The organism is Aeromicrobium sp. A1-2, assembly GCF_003443875.1.
GTDB lineage: Bacteria > Actinomycetota > Actinomycetes > Propionibacteriales > Nocardioidaceae > Aeromicrobium.
Genome location: NZ_CP027482.1, coordinates 1,524,135 through 1,540,972, shown reverse-complemented (window position 1 = coordinate 1,540,972; position 16,838 = coordinate 1,524,135). Strand labels below are relative to the sequence as shown.

At 67.5% G+C, this 16,838-nt stretch carries 19 protein-coding genes; 9 read left to right on the top strand and 10 right to left on the bottom strand.

Going from position 1 to position 16,838, the window contains the following annotated elements:
• Positions 1 to 18: 18 nt before the first annotated feature.
• The gene (locus C6I20_RS07550) at positions 19 to 756 is read right to left on the bottom strand and encodes a DUF981 family protein (RefSeq protein WP_254052287.1); all 738 of its coding nucleotides are present in this window, start codon (positions 754 to 756) and stop codon (positions 19 to 21) included.
• Positions 757 to 856: 100 nt separating this feature from the next.
• On the opposite strand from C6I20_RS07550, the gene C6I20_RS07545 reads away from it, so the two are divergent.
• From C6I20_RS07545 to C6I20_RS07530, 4 genes are all read left to right on the top strand, one after another.
• A complete protein-coding gene (locus tag C6I20_RS07545) occupies positions 857 to 1,468 on the top strand; it encodes a TetR/AcrR family transcriptional regulator (RefSeq protein ID WP_162891189.1) in 612 nt (203 codons plus the stop codon).
• A gap of 138 nt (positions 1,469 to 1,606) precedes the next feature.
• Entirely contained in the window at positions 1,607 to 3,286 is a 1,680-nt protein-coding gene (locus tag C6I20_RS07540; RefSeq protein WP_174232947.1) for a long-chain-fatty-acid--CoA ligase, read from the top strand.
• Positions 3,287 to 3,423: 137 nt separating this feature from the next.
• Positions 3,424 to 3,936, top strand: coding sequence for a hypothetical protein (locus C6I20_RS07535; RefSeq protein WP_118395394.1), 513 nt, complete (start codon positions 3,424 to 3,426; stop codon positions 3,934 to 3,936).
• A 208-nt stretch (positions 3,937 to 4,144) separates the two neighbouring features.
• Positions 4,145 to 4,588: an OsmC family protein gene (locus C6I20_RS07530; protein ID WP_118395393.1), complete on the top strand. Its 444-nt coding sequence runs from the start codon at positions 4,145 to 4,147 to the stop codon at positions 4,586 to 4,588.
• A gap of 28 nt (positions 4,589 to 4,616) precedes the next feature.
• Here C6I20_RS07530 and C6I20_RS07525 read toward each other — a convergent pair whose 3' ends face one another.
• From C6I20_RS07525 to C6I20_RS07500, 6 genes are all read right to left on the bottom strand, one after another.
• Entirely contained in the window at positions 4,617 to 5,309 is a 693-nt protein-coding gene (locus C6I20_RS07525) for an ABC transporter ATP-binding protein (RefSeq protein ID WP_118395392.1), read from the bottom strand.
• A 4-nt stretch (positions 5,310 to 5,313) separates the two neighbouring features.
• Positions 5,314 to 6,402 (bottom strand): ABC transporter permease, encoded by a 1,089-nt coding sequence (locus tag C6I20_RS07520; protein WP_118395391.1) that lies wholly within the window; start codon positions 6,400 to 6,402, stop codon positions 5,314 to 5,316.
• 3 nt (positions 6,403 to 6,405) lie between these two features.
• Complete coding sequence (locus C6I20_RS07515) at positions 6,406 to 7,515, bottom strand: FtsX-like permease family protein (RefSeq protein ID WP_118395390.1); 1,110 nt, start codon at positions 7,513 to 7,515, stop codon at positions 6,406 to 6,408.
• Between the two features lie 345 nt (positions 7,516 to 7,860).
• Positions 7,861 to 9,324 (bottom strand): multicopper oxidase family protein, encoded by a 1,464-nt coding sequence (locus tag C6I20_RS07510; protein WP_118395389.1) that lies wholly within the window; start codon positions 9,322 to 9,324, stop codon positions 7,861 to 7,863.
• Between the two features lie 133 nt (positions 9,325 to 9,457).
• Entirely contained in the window at positions 9,458 to 10,564 is a 1,107-nt protein-coding gene (locus C6I20_RS07505) for a cell wall metabolism sensor histidine kinase WalK (RefSeq protein WP_118395388.1), read from the bottom strand.
• A complete protein-coding gene (locus tag C6I20_RS07500; RefSeq protein WP_254052318.1) occupies positions 10,561 to 11,253 on the bottom strand; it encodes a response regulator transcription factor in 693 nt (230 codons plus the stop codon). Before C6I20_RS07500 ends, C6I20_RS07505 begins: the two co-directional genes overlap by 4 nt.
• A gap of 256 nt (positions 11,254 to 11,509) precedes the next feature.
• Here C6I20_RS07500 and C6I20_RS07495 point away from each other — a divergent pair, with 256 nt between their 5' ends.
• Genes C6I20_RS07495 through C6I20_RS07490 form a run of 3 tightly spaced genes read left to right on the top strand, consistent with a single transcriptional unit; the run spans position 11,510 to position 12,434 of the window.
• Positions 11,510 to 11,734, top strand: a complete 225-nt coding sequence (locus C6I20_RS07495; RefSeq protein ID WP_216823022.1) for an SHOCT domain-containing protein — start codon at positions 11,510 to 11,512, stop codon at positions 11,732 to 11,734.
• The gene (locus tag C6I20_RS17060) at positions 11,731 to 11,907 is read left to right on the top strand and encodes a hypothetical protein (protein WP_162891188.1); all 177 of its coding nucleotides are present in this window, start codon (positions 11,731 to 11,733) and stop codon (positions 11,905 to 11,907) included. Before C6I20_RS07495 ends, C6I20_RS17060 begins: the two co-directional genes overlap by 4 nt.
• Positions 11,904 to 12,434: a hypothetical protein gene (locus C6I20_RS07490; protein ID WP_216823021.1), complete on the top strand. Its 531-nt coding sequence runs from the start codon at positions 11,904 to 11,906 to the stop codon at positions 12,432 to 12,434. Before C6I20_RS17060 ends, C6I20_RS07490 begins: the two co-directional genes overlap by 4 nt.
• On the opposite strand, the gene C6I20_RS07485 is transcribed toward C6I20_RS07490, so the two are convergent.
• The 3 genes from C6I20_RS07485 to C6I20_RS07475 are packed head-to-tail and all read right to left on the bottom strand — an operon-like array spanning position 12,392 to position 14,423.
• Complete coding sequence (locus C6I20_RS07485) at positions 12,392 to 13,288, bottom strand: sulfite exporter TauE/SafE family protein (RefSeq protein WP_118395387.1); 897 nt, start codon at positions 13,286 to 13,288, stop codon at positions 12,392 to 12,394. The two genes, C6I20_RS07490 and C6I20_RS07485, sit on opposite strands and share 43 nt — an antisense overlap.
• Positions 13,288 to 13,617, bottom strand: a complete 330-nt coding sequence (locus tag C6I20_RS07480) for a rhodanese-like domain-containing protein (RefSeq protein ID WP_118395386.1) — start codon at positions 13,615 to 13,617, stop codon at positions 13,288 to 13,290. The genes C6I20_RS07485 and C6I20_RS07480 overlap by 1 nt, the downstream gene beginning before the upstream one ends.
• A complete protein-coding gene (locus C6I20_RS07475; RefSeq protein ID WP_118395385.1) occupies positions 13,614 to 14,423 on the bottom strand; it encodes a GntR family transcriptional regulator in 810 nt (269 codons plus the stop codon). Before C6I20_RS07475 ends, C6I20_RS07480 begins: the two co-directional genes overlap by 4 nt.
• 193 nt (positions 14,424 to 14,616) lie before the next feature.
• Between C6I20_RS07475 and C6I20_RS07470 the strand changes: the two genes are divergently transcribed.
• Complete coding sequence (locus C6I20_RS07470; RefSeq protein ID WP_216823020.1) at positions 14,617 to 16,068, top strand: rhodanese-like domain-containing protein; 1,452 nt, start codon at positions 14,617 to 14,619, stop codon at positions 16,066 to 16,068.
• 50 nt (positions 16,069 to 16,118) lie between these two features.
• Positions 16,119 to 16,751, top strand: a complete 633-nt coding sequence (locus C6I20_RS07465) for a peroxiredoxin (RefSeq protein WP_118395383.1) — start codon at positions 16,119 to 16,121, stop codon at positions 16,749 to 16,751.
• Positions 16,752 to 16,838: the final 87 nt, after the last annotated feature.

Genomic DNA, 16,838 nt, shown 5'->3' with positions numbered 1-16,838 from the left:
ACCGCCGCTGCCAAGGGGTCACATGGTGTTGACGATCAGGCCGATGTGGGTGAAGTAGTTCAGCGCGCCGAACAGGATGAACGCGACACCGGTCACGGCCCACACGATGCCGGTGATCCTGATCGGCAGTGTGGCCTTTGTCGCAGCGTTCTTGATGCTCTTGACGACGAACGGGAACAGTACAGCGCCGACGCCGACCAGGGCGAACAGGCCCGACATGAAGATCGCCTCGACCAGCGGCCATTGCGCAAACTCGCCGGAGATCGGCTCCTGCGGCGGAGCTGCAAACAGCTGGTACTTCACGCCAGCGACGGCGATGCCGAACAGCGCGAGACCCAGTCCGCCGATGAACACCGAGATCGGTTGGGCGACCTTGGCCAGCGCGACCAGCGGTTCGGGTTGGGTCAACGCCTCGGCCCCGCGGCGCCACATGTAGACCGAGGCGGCGAGCAGCAGCACACCGAATCCCAGACTGGTCTCACCGAAGATGATGTTGTCGAACGGGAACCCGCCGGCGGCCAGCGGCCAGGTCAGCGTCATGTGCAGGCCCGTGGTCGTCAGGATCGTGCCCAGGACGCCGAAGGCGAGCGACCAGCCTTCCGCGCTCACGTCGCTCGGCTTGGTCATCAGTTGCTTGACGAGTATGACGATGCCGAGCAGGCCGGCGCCTGCGGCAATCGACATGATCGTGTTGTACGTGGGCATGTTCGCCCAGTCGATCGTGAGCCCTTGCTGGGCCAGTTGCGTTGTGTTCACGTCACACCTCGATGTCAGGAAGCCGCTCTGGCTTCACACACATGCCAACCTATACAGATGTATGGGTTATTCCCGGTGGGGGGTAGATACGATTCGGCGTATGACGACACCTCGGGTGAGGGCAACCACACAAGAACGCAGCAGCACTCGGCAGAGGGCACTCGGCGAAGCCGCCGCGACCCTGCTGATCCAGCATGGTCCCGACGCTGTCACGCACCGCAGGGTCGCCGAGGCGGCCGGTGTCCCGGCCGGGTCCGCCAACTACTACTTCCCGTCCAAGGCAGGTCTGTACCAGGCGGCGGTACGCGGCGCGGAGGAGCTTCGACGGGACAGCGCGATGGCGTACGCGTTGGCGATCCCCGAATGTGACCGAACTCCCGAGGAGACCGCGCGACGGCTGATCGAGACGTTCTATGCCCCGGCGCTGAACGCGAACGTGGTGGCTATCCGGCTGGAGCCGATGCTCGCGGCGTATCGGGATCCGGACCTGCGGGCCACGATGGCCGAGTTCCGTCCGGGGCACCTGGCCGCGCTCCGTGTCGTGCTGGACCGATCGGGACGCGCGGCGGTCGCGGACGGTCCCGACGTGGACCTGTTGGCACAGATGATCGACGCATCCTTGTTGTACGCGGGGTTGACCGGTGACAGAGATCCCATTGGGGCAGCGGCCACATCCGTGGGGCGCCTGCTTGAGCTGGCAGACCGCGCCTAGGGGCCCGAGTGCGAATGGATCCGGTCGAGCATGACCACGACCAGGGCCTCGGTCGTCCTGCGCAGCCGGCGATACCGCCCGGATGTAGTTTGAGGGTGTAGTCCTGTTCCACTCATTCTGTGCCGGAAAGGCCTGTCCATGTCAGCTCAGCCCCCCATCTGGGCGGAGTCCTACGCCCCCGGAGTCCCGCTCTCGCTTGTGTACGGCGACACGACGGTGCTCGACCTCTTCGAGGGGGCCGCGCGCGACCACGCCGGGCGGCCGGCACTGGACTTCATGGGCCGGGTGACGACGTACGCCGAGACCGCTGACGCCGTGTGCCGGGTCGCCGAAGGCCTGCGCGGCCTCGGCGTCAAGGCCGGCGACAACGTCGCGCTGGCGATGCCCAACTGCCCCCAGAACGTGATCGCCTTCCTGGCGGTCGTACGCCTTGGCGCCACGGTCGTCGAGCACAACCCGCTCTACACGGCCGGTGAGCTGCGAGCACCCTTCGTGGACCACGCGGCCCGCGTCGCGATCGTCTGGGACAAGGTCGTCCCGGTGGTCGAGTCGCTGCGGACCAGCACCGCACTCGAGCACGTCATCGCGGTCGACCTCACCGCCGAGCTTCCCCTCGCCAAGCGCCTGGCCCTGCGACTCCCGATTGCCAAGGCCCGCGCGGCCCGCGACACGTTGCACACGCCGGCACCCGACGCGATGCCGTGGAAGATCCTGCTGGCCAACGACCCGATCGACGACGCGCACCCGCGTCCGGTCGCCGACGACGTCGCCCTGATGCTCTACACGTCCGGCACCACCGGTCAGCCGAAGGGCGTGCCCCTGCGTCACCGCAATCTCGTGGCCAACGTGCTGCAGGGCCAGGCGTGGGTCCCCGCAATGGAGCCCGGTCGCGAGACCGTCATGGTCGCGCTCCCGCTCTTCCACGCGTACGGCGTGACCGTGAGCGTGCTCCTGGGCCTCTCGTTGGGGTCCAAGCTGGTGCTGCTCCCCAAGCCCGACATCGGTCTGATCATGGATGCGATCAAGCGCGATGTGCCCTCGTTCCTTCCGGCGGTCCCACCGCTGTACGCGAAGATCGTCGACGAGGCGGAGAAGCGGGGCATTTCGATCCGGGGGATCAAGTGGTCGCTCTCCGGCGCGATGGCACTCCAGGCCCCGCTGGTCGAGCGTTGGGAGGCCGCCACCGGAGGCCTGCTGGTCGAGGGCTACGGCCTCACCGAGACCTCCCCGGTCATCGTCGGCAACCCGATGTCCAAGGCCAGGCGCCCCGGCTCGATCGGGGTCCCGTTCCCTGACACCCAGGTGCGCATAGTCGATCCTGAGGATCTCGACCGCGAGGTTGCTCTCGGAGATCGCGGCGAGCTGCTGGTGCGTGGACCGCAGGTCTTCGACGGCTACCGCGACCTGCCAGAGGAGACCCGAGCCGCCTTCCACGATGGCTGGTTCCGCACCGGTGACATCGTGACGATGGCGCCGGACGGCTTCATCACGATCGTCGACCGGATCAAGGAAGTCATCATCACCGGCGGCTTCAACGTCTATCCGTCCGAGGTCGAGGCGGCCCTGCGCCTACACGCCTCTGTCGCCGACGCCGCGGTGGTCGGAATCCGCAGTGCCGACGGTGCCGAGGAAGTGGTCGCCGCCGTGGTGGCCGTCGAGGGCCAGCAGGTCGACTCCGATGCGCTGCGTACGCACGTCCGCGGAGAGCTGACCCCCTACAAGGTCCCTCGCCGCGTCTTCGCGCTCGAGGCGCTGCCCGCCAACGCGATGGGCAAGGTGCTTCGCCGCGAGGTCGCGGAACTGCTCCAGAAGCTCTGACCCCGCAACCGGTTCGCCTTTCACACCTGATTCACAAGGCGTGCTGACGTCGCTGCCAGTTCTCCTCAGCAATGTGGCTTCAGACGACCTCGACCAACGAGGTCCGGCGCCGGGAGACCGGCACGAGGAGTAATCCCATGAGCATTCTTCGCAAAGCAGGCACGACTGCGGTCATCTCGGTGGCCGGAGCAGGCATCGCTCTCGGTGGAATCGGCATGGCCTCTGCCTCCGAGGACGGCACCTCTGCGCAGGACTCGGCAACGCAGAACACCGCATCGGCTGCGGACGCGTCCTCGACCGATGAGGGGCGCGGCCACGGTCGGGGTCACCGTGGGGGATCGGGCGAGCGCGCCGCGGAACTCGCCACGGCGCTCGACCTCGACGAGTCAGACGTGACGGCCGCGCTGAAGGCGGTCCGCGATGACCGCGAGCCCAAGTCGGCCGAGGACGGGACCCGGACGAGGCCCACCGAGGCCCAGCGAGAAGCTCGCCGGGCGGAGATGGCTTCGGCCCTTGCGGACGAACTGGGCATCTCGGAGCAGAAGGTCACCGAAGCCATGGACTCGCTAGCCGCGGACCGAAAGGCCGAGGGCAACGGCAAGGGGCACGGTCGCCGCGCGGCTGCAGACAAGAGCGCCGCAACCAGCTGACCAACTGACAGGTGGTCCGGGTCTGAGCCGGGTGCGGCGAGCGACGTCCCCCGGTCGTCGCCGCGCCCACCGAGACCACGGCAGTGACACGAGGCCCGCTCCATGGATCCCGCGCCCGGTGGCAGATGACCCCACGGTCGTACGCTTCATGCATGGTCGTGTCGAGATCCACTGATGTGAAGCAGCTCCTCACGGTCGCGTCCTCCTCATGACGACTGCGGCCGCACCACTGGAGTACAAGGTCACAGCCCGGGCTGTTCACGGCGACGTGGCGGAGGTCACCGCCGCTCAGGCCGTCGTCCCGATCGACGCAGGGTGGGCGACCCCGTCGACCGGAGCACCTGGTCCGGCGGACCTGTTGGGCAGCGCCTTCGCCGCTTGCATGCTCAAGAACCTGGCCCGTTCGGGTGCCCTGCTGGGCTTTGAGTACGACGATGCCCACCTCGAGGTCGTGCTTCACCGGCAGGACGCGCCGCCCAAGTTCACCCACATCGAGTACGCCCTGCGGATCAGCACCGACGAACCCGAACGACGTGTCGAGCTCGTCCACACCAACCTTCGCAAGTTTGGGACCGTCTACAACACGCTGGCAGCCGTGTGCGAGGTGCACGGCACCGTCACGGCAGTCCGGAGAACTCAGAAGAAGACCTAGCGGCGACGGGGGTCTGTCCCACCGAGGGTCACGCGCGGGACACGTCCGTCGCCTCGAGGGCGCCGTCGACGATCCGCACGGTGCGGTCGCCGTAGTGCAGAACCCGGTCGTCGTGCGTGACGATGATCGCCGAGACGCCGCGCCCCTTGATCTCCCGTTGGAGCAGGTCCATCACCTGCTTGCCGAGCTCGGAGTCCAGTGCCGATGTCGGCTCGTCGACCAGCACCAGCGAGGGGTCGTTCATCAGCGCCCGGCCGATGGCCACCCGCTGCTTCTCGCCACCGGAGAGCTGGCCCGGCAGGTTGTTGCCACGTCCACCGAGGCCCAGTTCGTCGAGCAGCTGATCGGCCCGCTTCCTGGCCGCAGCGTCGATCCGGGAGCCGCCGAACTGCCTGACGACGAGCAGGTTCTCCTTGGCAGTCAGGAACGAGACCAGATTGACGGACTGGAAGACGAATCCCACCTGGTCCCGTCGAAACCGGGCCAGCTGCTTGTCGTCGAGGTCGGTGATCTCCGTCCCGCCGACCCGCACACTGCCCGACGTCGGGCGGAGGAGTGCTCCGGCCACGGTGAGCAGGGTGGTCTTGCCCGACCCGGACGGGCCGACGAGGACCATCATCTCGTCGTCCTCGACCGTCAGGCTGACGTCGTTCAGGGCGACAACCTGCTGTTCACCGGCTCCGTAGACCTTCCGGACCTTGTCCAGCTCAAGTGCGGGCATGGTGCTATCCAATCGCTTCGGCAGGGTCGATACGCAAGATTCGGCGCAGGGTGAACAGGCTCCCGAGGAGCGCGCTCGCAAGCACGCCGACCGCGGTCTGGAGCATCCGGGCTGCCTCCAGCCGTACTGGCAGCTCGGCCGGCAGCAGGCCGACGAAGCCCACGCTCAGCCCGAAGCCGAGGGCAAGCGCCACCAGGCTCACGCCCAGGGCCTGGGTCGAGATCCCGGCCATCAGGTTGCCGGTCCGGGCGCCCAGTGCCTTGAGCACCGCGTAGAGATCGACCCGTTCCAAAGTGATGAGGGTGAAGAACAGCGCCACGACCAGCAGCGTGACGACGAAGGTGACCCCGATGATGCCCTGGAAGGTCGATGACTGCTGCTGCACAACGGGCAGGGCGTCGATCGCCTGCTTCGGGGGGACCGCGGCGACGCCGTCGACGGCAGCCAGGCTGCCGATGAGCGCCTTGGTGTCGGCGCCGCCGCTCGGCTCGATGACCAACGCCTGGTTGAACCCCTCCGGTGGCAGGGCAGCCGGATTTCCTGCCTTGACGATCGCCCGCCAACGCTCGGTCGAGATCCAGATCGTGGGTGAGCCCTGACTGAGGTCGTCGACGACCCCGGCGACCTCGACCGGCTCCGCTGTCGCGCCGACCAGGAGGGTGTCGCCCACGGCGACGTCGTTGCGGTCGGCCAGCGCCTGGTCGATGATGGCGCCACCGTCAGCCGGGGGAGAGGGGAGCACGTCGGTCGACAGGTCGTACCCGAACAGGACGATGTCGATGATGTCGCCCTGATCGTCACTGGCCGTCGACTGGATCTGGTTGAGCGCTCCGACCGCCGCGACCCCGTCGGTGGCGCCCAGCTGCGCAGCCTCCTCGGCATCCACCTGTGACCTCTGGATCAGCAGCTTGCTCTGATCGGAGAAGACGAGCAGTCGGCCCTCATGAGCTCGGTAGGGACCGGTCTGGTTGAGCTCCAGACCGTCCAGGAAGCCGCCCAGCACGACCAGGAGCACGACCAACATGGTGAGCGCCCCGCCGACCGAGAGGAATCGACCGGGCTGACGGACCAGCTCCTTGAACGCGATTCTCATGGGTCAGATGCCTCCGGTGGTGGTCGCTTCGACCGGGTCGACGGCCAGCACGCGACGTACTGCGCCGACCGAGGCCACGAGGCCCAGCGCAATGATCAGACCCACGGTCCTTGCCGTCCCGCCCACGCTGAGGGTCGCACCGAAGACGTCCTGGGTCAGGGCCAGCAGTGCCGCGGTGACTGCCGAGCCCAGCAGCGCGCCGAGCCCCACCACCACGAGCGCCTGCATCAGGACCGAGCCGATCAGGTCACGACTGCTGGCACCCACGGCGCGCAGCAGCACGAGTGCATCCTGCTTCTGGACCGTGAGGATCAGGAAGAACACGCCGGTGACGATCGCAACGACCAGGTACAGCAGCAGGTAGAGGATCGAGAACGACTGGGTGATCGAGCTGACTCCGGGGAGCGCGTCGACGGCCGCCGACCGGTCCAGTGCCTCGATCCCGTCGATCGACGCGGTCAGTGAGCGGGCGACGACCTCCGGGTCAACGCCGTCGGCGACCTTGACGCCGATCAGGGAGGGCGCCACGTCGATTGGTGCGCCCGCTCTTTCCTGCGCCGCGGCGACGTAGTCCGCGAACGGGACGTACAAGGTGGGGAGCACGTTGAAGGCGGCGTCGTCGGCGGTCCCCACGACCTTGAGCTTCACGCCTTCCACGGTGACGAGCTGGCCGATCTTGATGGGGGTGTCGAACGACGAGCCACTGAGCAACGCCTCGCCACGAGCGCGCGGGAGTCGGCCGTCCGCGACATCGGTCGGCACGGACGGCCCTGACATGTCGCCACCCACCAGCTGGACGTCGATCTCCGTCCCAGCGGTCGTCCCGGTGAACACGCTCAGCCCGATCTGCGACGTGGCCACCACATCGGTCGCCGCCGCGACTTCTGCCTGCACCGACGACGGCACGATGCTCGTCGCCGGGTTGCGGCGGGCCTGCGCGTCGTAGACCAGGACATCGGCCGAGCTCGACTCCAGCCCACCGGTCAGACCGCTCGTTAAGGTGCCGGCCACCGCTTGGAAGAACAGGAGCAGCAGCACCAGCAGTGCCACTGCGGAGGTCAGCAGTGAGAACCGGCCGAGAGACCGGCGGATCTCCTTGAACGCTACGAACACGGGGACCCGCCGATTGCTCGAGCCGAATGGTGTGGCGAGCGAGGCGGCACGCTACGCGCCGAGATCAGGCCCACCGGTTCACAGCTGAGAGCCACGACCACACGGTTCACGGAACAGGGTCCTTTCGGGTCAGGGGTGCAGAGGGAGTGACACCACCAGTCGGTGCGCGCGATTCGGGGCGGCCCGATGCCGATCGCATAATGCCACACCGCGGTGGCGCGAGCAGATCATCGTGATGCAACGCATCGCTGTGCTCCTGCGGGTCACCCCGCACGGTGACGTCGTGGTTGATGTCACCGTCGGGCGCTGGTCCATCCTCGGCTGAACCGAGCGATCCGCTGAGCGTCAGGTCCGGTAGTTGAGGGCGATCATCATCCCGGCCTCGCCGTGGTAGATGTTGTGGCAGTGCGTCATCCAGGAACCAGGGTTGTCGGCCTGCAGGTCGACCGACAGGGATGACATCGGCTTGACGAGCACGGTGTCCTTCCGAAGGCCGTTGGGCAGGGCGAAGGTGTGGCCGTGGACGTGCATGGGGTGGGTCATCTGCGTCATGTTCATCAGTTGCAGACGTACCCGGTCGCCCTGGTCGATCAGGATGGGATCGTTCTTGCCGTAGGCAGCGCCGTTGATGGCCCACCGGTAGGGCGCCATCTGGCCGCTCAGATGGACCATCTCGGTGGCATCGGGCTTCCGGGAGGGAAGTCGAGTCGACTCAGCCGGTTGCAGGTCGTTGGCCTCGAGGATCGCACCGTCGAGCTCAGTCAGGTGGACGGTCGGTGCCGGTGCACTGCCGGCGCCGGTGCGAACCAGGGCCATGGCCTGGCCCTTCTTCCCGTATGGTGCGGCGACGAGGGGAAAGACCCCGTCCTCGAGTGTCACGATGGCGTCGTAGCGTTCGCCCATCCCGATGTAGAGCGCGTCGGTCTCACGGGGCTGCACGGCATAGCCATCGGTGTGGGTGATCGTGAGTCGGTGCCCGCCAAGAGCAACGGTGAACAGGGTGTCGGAGCCGGCGTTGATGATGCGGAGCCGGACGCGCTCGCCCGGCTTGCCGCGAAGTACGTCGGGGGCTGTCGGGACGCGGCCGTTGATCAGGTAGTGGGGATAGGCCACGTCGCCGGCATCCCCGAACGGGGGATCACCCATGCTTTTGCCGCCCATGTCCATGCCGCCCATGCCGCCGGAGTCCTCCCCGTCGGCGGCGCTGAGCTCGGCCAGCACGTCGTCGGGGGTGCGACCCGTGCCGTCGACCCAGTCGTCCAGGACGAGGACCCATTCCGAGTCGTAGCCGCCGGTCTCGCGTGGGTCGTCGATGATCAGGGGTGCGTAGAGGCCTCGGTCGAGCTGCACTCCCACGTGTGGGTGGTAGAAGTACGTGCCCGGATCAGGCGCGGTGAACTCGTAGAGGAATGAGTCGCCGGACGTGATCGGGTTCTGGGTCAGGCCCGGGACACCGTCAGCCTCGTTGCGCAGTGCGATGCCGTGCCAGTGCACAGTGGTGTCTGCCGGGAGTTGGTTCTCGAAACGGATCCTGAGCAGGTCGCCCGCGTTCGCGCGGATCAGCGGACCGGGTGCCGTGTCGCCGAACGCCCAGGTCTCGACGGCGGTGCCGCCGAGGTCCAGGGTCGCTGGCTTCGCAACCAGGGTGCGCTCGACCACGCTCTGCCCGGGAGCCGCGGACAGACGAGTGGGAGGCCCGAACGTCGACGTGACCCGGTTGCTTGATGGCGACGTACAGGCGCCGAGTGCGCCCGTGGCGGCGATGGCCAGTCCGCCGAGCAGCAGGCCGCGACGCGATAGTTCAGGCATGAATCCTCATCCGAGTCGGGTCAGGCAAAGCCGCTTCTGGGCGGCCAACCTTGAGCCTGCCGCGTCGGTACGGAGTTCCGGCGCGGGTTCGATGAAGGTTTGACGAAGATCGCCGGTGGTTGGCGATCGAGTCTCAGATCACCCGCAGGCGGACCGAGAACTCCGCCCCACGTCCTGGTCCTGGACTGGACGCGGTGATCTCACCGCCGTGGGCCTCGACCAGCGCCTTGGCGATGCTGAGTCCGATTCCCGAACCCCCGTGGGCGCGAGCCCGTGCGGCGTCCGCGCGATAGAAGCGCTCGAAGACGTGACTGAGGTGTTCGGGCGCGATGCCGTCGCCGGTGTCGGCCACGACGTACTGGACCCATCGCCCACGCAGGGAGCAGGAGATCCGGACGGTGCCGCCGGGCGGGGTGTGGCGCAGCGCGTTGTCGAGCAGGTTGGTGAGCACCTGGCCGATGCGATCAGGATCGACCAGCACCTGCGCGTCGGTCATCAGGTCGATCTGGAGGTTGATGCCTGCGGCGGCGATGCGGCCGTCGGCCGTGCGGGCGGCGGCGCTCACCAGGCCGGCCGCCGCTATCGGCGTTCGAGTGATGTCCAGGATTCCCTCCTCGGCGCGCGAGACTGCCGAGATGTCTTCCGCGAGCCGCTTCAGCCGCTGGGTGCTCAGGCGGATCACGCCGAGAGTGTCGGCGTCGAGGTCTCGGATGCCATCCTCGATCGCCTCCAGGTGCGCGTCGACGGTGGCCAGCGGGGTGCGCATCTCGTGGGCCAGGTCCGCGAGCATCCGACGGCGAGTGGTCTCGGCGGTCTCCAGCCGTTCCGCGAGCGTGTTGCTGGTGGACGCGAGGACCGAGAACTCCCGGCCCAGCCCGGGGTCGTTGACGCGTACGTCGTACTGTCCGGCGGCCACGTGCGCCGTTGCAGTGGACACCTGCGCGATGGATCGTTGGACCCGACGCGAGAAGTACCACGTCACAGCCAGGGCCGTGACGGTCGCAGCGACCAATGCGATCGAGATCGCGATGGCAAGGGACGAGGTGAAGGCCCGCTCCACGTGCTGTTCCTCCGCTGCGGTGTGCGGGACACCCGCCCGGTGCAGATGGTCGCGGAAGATGCCGGGGCCGACGATTGTGGCGACGATCCAGGTCGTCGCGGCGCCGGCGAGCAGGACCAACGCCTGGGCGCCGAGCAGCCGGACTCCGAAGCCGCTGCCCAGACGTTCGCGGAGGGTCATGCGCCGGCACCCATCCGGTAGCCCACGCCGCGGACCGTTCGGATGAAACGGCTGTCAGCAGCTCCGTCGTCGAGCTTGCGACGTAGGTGCCCGATGTGAACGTCGACGAGGTGCTCGTCGCCGACCCAGGTAGGCCCCCACACGTGGTTGATGAGCTGGCGTCGGGTCAAGACGATCTTCGGCCGTTCGGACAGCGCGGCCAACAGGTCGAACTCGGTACGGGTCAGTGCCACGGGCTCGCCGTCGAGCCAGACGTCACGGCCGGCTCGGTCGATGGTCAGCTTCCCGAAGGAGTCTGCTCGTGCCAACGCGCTGCCCTCGTGCGCCAGCAGTCGTGGGCGGCGCAACATCGCCTGCACGCGGGCCATCAGCTCACGGGGGCTGAAGGGCTTGGTGAGGTAGTCGTCGGCGCCGACCGAGAGTCCGATCAGGGTGTCCACCTCGTCGCTGCGTGCGGTCACCATGACCAGGTAGGCATCCGAGAAGGTGCGCAGCTGCCGGCAGACCTCGACACCGTCCAGTCCCGGCAGTCCGAGGTCCAGGACGACGACATCGGGATCGACCTGGCGTGCGAGGTCGACAGCCATCAGCCCGTCGCCGGTCGATGAAACGTCGAACCCGTCGCGCTCGAAGTAGCTGACGAGCAGCCCGGCCAGCGCCTCCTCGTCCTCGACGATCAGCGCGCGCATGCCCGAGCGGGGTTTCTCCGGTGCTGGCGTCGCTGCGACAGTCTGAACGCCTGGTGGGGAACCGGGGCTCGCGGAGGACATGACACTCATGGTGCCAGCCTGGGCTGCGCGACGACGCTGGTCAGGGACCTCTGCGCGACTTCTTCAACGAACCTTCACACAACCTCGACCGGACGAGCCCCGCGGGCGGGTGAGCATGGAGGGAGCAAGACACGCGAAGGAGTTGTTCAAGATGATGGATTGGTACGGGAATGGGATGGGCGCAGGAAGCTGGGTCGTCATGATCGCGGTGATGGCCGCCTTCTGGGGCTTGGTGATCCTTGCCGGCGTGATGATCTTCCGGGGCAGCGATCGGAGCCGCGGTGGCGATCGGACCCAGGATCGTACGGCTCTTGAGATCCTCGACGATCGGTTCGCCCGCGGCGAGGTGGACCGCGAGGAGTACGAAGCGCGCAAGGCCGTCCTCCGTGGAACCGCGTGACCTTTCAACTGGGCGTCGGAGGGCTCGGCGGCTTCGGCCACGGGATCGCTGGCTACACGTCGTGGATCGTCGCGTTCGCGATAGTCCTCGTACTGGCCTTGTTGGCCAGGTGGACGATGCGCCCGTCGCGACGAGCGGTACGGAAGCGCCAGAACGGGGACGGGACCCAGTGAGACGAGCCACCTGGCCCACGACGGGGCTGCTGCTCGCCGGCGTGCTGGCCGGATGCGCCAGCACGCAGGAGTCGTCCGGTCAACCAGTGGCCGAGTCCCGATGGTCGGCACCGACGAATGTGGCCGAGCGGGCGGCCCTCGCGGGTCTCGACATGGGCCCCATGGGTATGGCTGAGCACTACCACCCGCACCTCATCGTGATGATCGATGGGGAGGCCGTGCCGATCCCGCCCAACATCGGCGTTGATCCGGTCAGTGGCGCCATGTCTGCGGTGCACACGCACGAGGCAGACGGCTTGATCCACATTGAAGCCAGCACAGTGGGCGAGAGATTCACGCTGGGGCAGCTGTTCACGCAGTGGGGCGTCACGCTGACACCGACGCAGATCGGCGAGATCAGTGCAGTGGCGGGGGAGAGTGTGGAGGTCACCAGCAATGGAGGGAGCGTCGAGGGCGATCCCAACGATCTCCGCCTGGAGCCCGATCAGAGGATCGTGGTGCGCCTACGATCGATTGCAGGCAGCTGATCTGCCGCGTCGGCCAAGGTCGCCGAGGAGACCGCAGAAGTCGCAGTGGGCGCCGAGTCGCTGGTCAGACCGTCGACGCTCTGCCAAGCCGTGTAGCCCGCGACCAGAAGCAGCAGCGCGGCGAAGCCGTGCTTGACGTGGGCTGCCGGGAGCCTGTCGGCCACGCGCTTGCCGATCAGCGTGGCCACCATCGCGGCGAGTGTGAACGGGATGATCACGGCCCAGTCGAAGTGTGCGGTGCCGGCGCGCGAGACCAGCGCCGTCGCCGAGTTGAGCGCGACGATCATCAGCGAGGTGCCCACAGCTTGCTGGATCGGCAGACGCAGTGCGAGCACGAGGGCCGGCACGATGACGAATCCACCGCCGACGCCGAAGAAGCCCGTGAGCAGCCCAACGGCAAGCGCGACGGCGACCACGACAGCCGGCGACGGGCGTGCGGCCGGGGTCGCACCGGGCTCTGTCGTGACCCCGTCCGTGGTGTCCGACTCGTGAGTCCGCGCGTTGTCGACGACCATGGCTAGCGCCGCGACGACCATGAGGCCCGAAAAGCCCAGCAGGAGGACGTTCTCGTCGACCCGTTGGTTGAGGAAGCTGCCGAGGAAGGTGGCAGGGAGGCCGATCAGGCCGAACGCCAGGCCGAGGCCCCATCGCACTCGCCTGGCGGACAGGTAGGAGAGCACACCGACCGCAGCGCTGAGACCGACGATGACAAGGCTGCTGGTGGTGGCGGCTTGGCCGGACTGGCCGACGATGTAGACCAGCACCGGGACGGTGAGGATGGCACCTCCGCCGCCGAGGCCGCCGAGCACGGCTCCGATCAGGAGGCCCAGCAGGACGATCCACAGCAGATCCATCACATGGCGCCGGGGTCTTGTTCAGTGGTGACCACCGGCAGGCCAGCCTCGCTCCACGCAAGCATCCCGCCGTCCATGTTGACGACCTCGTGTCCAGCGTCGGCCAACAGGATGGCTGCCTTGCCGGATCGGTTGCCGGACCGGCAGACCGCCACGATGGGAGTGCCGACGGGGATCGTTGACGGATCCAGCTGGCCCAGGGGCACGTGGACCGCGCCGGCCATGTGCCCGGCCTGCCACTCATCGGGCTCGCGCACGTCGAGCATCAGCGCGCCCTCGGCGGCCAGCTCAGCAGCGCGGGCGATGGACACGTCGTGGATCGATGTCATGAGGCTTCCTTCGGTGGGTGGGCGGGTACGCGGTTGAACACCGTCACGGATGGCTGATCAGGACGGCTGACGTCGGTGACCAGGCTGAATCTGTCGCCGCGCACCACGGTCTGGCGCCACTCGACCGGGCGACCGCGCAGCTCGCCGGTGCGCTCGATCGCCAGGGCCGCGACGCCGTCGGGGATCTCGAGCAGCAGACGCTCGGCAGGTGTCGGCATCACGGCGCGTACCTGCTCGCGGCCGCCGGTCAGCCGTACGTCGCATCGGGTGTCGAGCTCGGCGTACAGCGAGGTCTGGGCGAAGTCTGCGTCCAAGAGGGGCGCGGCGATCCGCGCGGGTAGCCAGACTCGGTCCATCGCGAGCGGCTCGTCGTCACTGAGCCGAATCCGCTCGAGATAGATCAGGGGAGTCGATTCCTCAAGACCCAGACGCGTCGCGACCGTCCCGTCGGCGCGGGTGTCGAGCGCTCGGACGATGCTGCGTTGCTGGTGGCCGGCCGATTCCACCGAGGCGAAGAGGCTGTAGAGCGCTCCCTGCGGCTGGGCGATCTCGTTGTCGGCAACCTTGGGCGAGCGACCACGAGAGGCCTCGACCATGCCGGACTCCCGAAGGCGACGCAATGCCTTGCGTACCGTGTGGCGGCTGACGCCGTACTGGTCCACGAGTGCCATCTCGCCGGGAAAGGAGTGGTGGAACTCCCCAGTGTGGAGTCGACGCTCGATATCGGACTGAACCTGCGCCCAGAGGGGCTCGGAGCTGTGGCGGTCGACGGGGACGATCGATGCGCCGGGAGAGGAAACGCTCATGTCGGGTGCAGCCTCTCTGTCGCATCGAGAATCGGGGCACTCCTTAATGTACGTACATTCCAGCGCGAGCGCAAGAGAGGCTTGACACAGCGAGGGGTCTAACCCCGCGGGGGGTTAGGTGCTAGTCTGAATACAAGATGTACGTACATTTGCTGGACCTCTTCCAGGCCGGCTACGAGAGAGGTAGCACCGCATGAACACACAGGCAGCCACCGCAGCAGCGGACAGCACCGAATCCGCAAGCCGACCGGGAATGCACTTCGTCCAGCACTACCTGGACTGCTTGTCGCAGGCGTCGTACCTCATCGGTGACACCACGACCGGCCGAGCCGTGGTCGTCGACCCACGACGTGACGTGCAGGAGTACCTCGACGAGGCCGCCGCCAACGGGCTGGAGATCGTCGGAGTCATCAACACCCACTTCCACGCAGACTTCCTGGCCGGCCACCTCGAGATGGCCGCAGCCACCGGTGCCTGGATCGGCTACGGCGACGCGGCGGAGGCCGACTACGAGTTCCGTCACCTGGCCGACGGCGAGCGGATCGACCTGGGCGATGGCAGTGGCGTGACGTTGGAAATCATGCACACGCCCGGTCACACCCCCGAGTCGATCAGCATCCTGGTCCGCGAGCACGCCGACGACGGGACTCCCTACGGTGTCCTCACCGGTGACGCACTCTTCATCGGTGACGTCGGTCGCCCGGACCTGCTCGCCTCCGTCGGGGTCACGGCGGCCGAGCTCGGCCACCAGCTCTACGACTCGGTCCAGCACCGGCTCATGGGACTCGATGACGCTGTCCGTGTTTTCCCCGCCCACGGCGCAGGCTCTGCGTGCGGCAAGAACCTGTCGACCGAGAAGCAGTCGACGATCGGAGAGCAGCGCCGGTTCAACTATGCCTGCCAGCCGATGGACGAGGCGTCCTTCGTCGCCCTCGTGACAGCAGGCCAGCCACCGGCACCCGCCTACTTCATCCACGATGCGACGCTCAACCGCCAGGTCCACGACACCTTCGACGATGGATCGGCTCTCGAGCTCGACTCGGACAGTGCGTTCTCTGCCGTTGCGGACGGAGCGATCCTGCTGGACGCGCGAGACCAGGTCGACTTCGTCGCAGGTCATCTCAAGGGCTCCCTGAGCGTCCCGCTCGACGGTCGCTTCGCCGAGACCGCGGGCATGCTCCTGGACCCGGCCGACACCATCGTCCTGGTTGCGCCCGAGGGACACGAGGTCGAAGGTGTCACCCGCCTGGCCCGCATCGGCTTCGACCAGGTGGTCGGCTACCTCCCCGAGATCGAGGAAGTGCTCCTCTCCCGCGAGGCAACCGGTGTGAGCCACGGCAGCCGGATCACCCCGTCCCAGCTGGACGAGGTCCTTGCCGACGCCTCGCAAAGCGTCAGCGTCATCGATGTCCGCAATGCCGGCGAGGTTGAGGACGGCGCGATTCCCGGCTCGGTCAACGTGCCGCTCGCCCAGCTGCGCAGCCGACTCAGCGAGGTGCCTCGCGAGGGTTCGGTCGTCGTGAACTGCGCCGGTGGCTGGCGCTCGAGCGTGGCGGCGTCCTACCTGCTCACCCAGGGCTACACCGACGTCTCGGACCTCACCGGTGGCTACGCCGCATGGGCGGCGACCCACTCCCCGGCCTGAGACGCCCACATCACGCACGTGACATCAACCATCAGAGGAGAACCATCATCATGAGTCTTCACCTGGGCGACATAGCCCCAGACTTCACTGCGGACACGACCGACGGCGTGCTGTCCTTCCATGACTGGAAGGCCGGCTCCTGGGTGGTGTTCTTCAGCCACCCCGCCGACTTCACCCCGGTCTGCACGACCGAGCTTGGTCGCACCGCAGCCCTGCACAGCGAGTTCGCCAAGCGAAACACAAAGGCGTTGGCCCTCTCGGTCGATCCGGTCGAGGAGCACCGCGCCTGGGCGCCCGACATCAGCGAAGTCACCGGAACACCGCTGAACTTCCCGATCGTCGCCGATCCGGACCGCAAGGTTGCCGAGCTGTACGACATGATCCACCCCGGCGAGGGCGACACGTCGACTGTCCGTTCGGTCTTCATCATCGACCCGGACAACAAGCTGCGGCTCATGCTGACCTATCCCAAGTCAGTGGGGCGCAACTTCGACGAGATCGTGCGGGTGATCGATGCCCTGCAGGCCACCGATCGCGACCCGATCGCCACTCCTGCGGACTGGAAGCCGGGCGAGCGAGTCATCGTGTCCACGAGCGTGAGCACCGAGGATGCCGTCAAGCTCTTCAAGGATGTCGTCGAGGTCAAGCCGTACCTGCGCTACGCGGACGCACCGGCACGATGACCTGAACGGCGCGGCGTTCACGCTCGGCTCCGACCACAGCATCGCGCTGCTGGCCTGACGCGTGGCCGACTGCTGGTTGCCTATTCT

Bases quoted from the DNA above. Each gene is read 5' to 3' on its own strand.
- C6I20_RS07545 (WP_162891189.1), top strand. From the start codon at position 857: ATGACGACACCTCGGGTGAGGGCAACCACACAAGAACGCAGCAGCACT.
- C6I20_RS07540 (WP_174232947.1), top strand. From the start codon at position 1,607: ATGTCAGCTCAGCCCCCCATCTGGGCGGAGTCCTACGCCCCCGGAGTC.
- C6I20_RS07535 (WP_118395394.1), top strand. From the start codon at position 3,424: ATGAGCATTCTTCGCAAAGCAGGCACGACTGCGGTCATCTCGGTGGCC.
- C6I20_RS07530 (WP_118395393.1), top strand. From the start codon at position 4,145: ATGACGACTGCGGCCGCACCACTGGAGTACAAGGTCACAGCCCGGGCT.
- C6I20_RS07525 (WP_118395392.1), bottom strand. From the start codon at position 5,309: ATGCCCGCACTTGAGCTGGACAAGGTCCGGAAGGTCTACGGAGCCGGT.
- C6I20_RS07520 (WP_118395391.1), bottom strand. From the start codon at position 6,402: ATGAGAATCGCGTTCAAGGAGCTGGTCCGTCAGCCCGGTCGATTCCTC.
- C6I20_RS07510 (WP_118395389.1), bottom strand. From the start codon at position 9,324: ATGCCTGAACTATCGCGTCGCGGCCTGCTGCTCGGCGGACTGGCCATC.
- C6I20_RS07505 (WP_118395388.1), bottom strand. From the start codon at position 10,564: ATGACCCTCCGCGAACGTCTGGGCAGCGGCTTCGGAGTCCGGCTGCTC.
- C6I20_RS07500 (WP_254052318.1), bottom strand. From the start codon at position 11,253: ATGCGCGCGCTGATCGTCGAGGACGAGGAGGCGCTGGCCGGGCTGCTC.
- C6I20_RS07495 (WP_216823022.1), top strand. From the start codon at position 11,510: ATGGGCGCAGGAAGCTGGGTCGTCATGATCGCGGTGATGGCCGCCTTC.
- C6I20_RS07485 (WP_118395387.1), bottom strand. From the start codon at position 13,288: ATGGATCTGCTGTGGATCGTCCTGCTGGGCCTCCTGATCGGAGCCGTG.
- C6I20_RS07480 (WP_118395386.1), bottom strand. From the start codon at position 13,617: ATGACATCGATCCACGACGTGTCCATCGCCCGCGCTGCTGAGCTGGCC.
- C6I20_RS07475 (WP_118395385.1), bottom strand. From the start codon at position 14,423: ATGAGCGTTTCCTCTCCCGGCGCATCGATCGTCCCCGTCGACCGCCAC.
- C6I20_RS07470 (WP_216823020.1), top strand. From the start codon at position 14,617: ATGAACACACAGGCAGCCACCGCAGCAGCGGACAGCACCGAATCCGCA.
- C6I20_RS07465 (WP_118395383.1), top strand. From the start codon at position 16,119: ATGAGTCTTCACCTGGGCGACATAGCCCCAGACTTCACTGCGGACACG.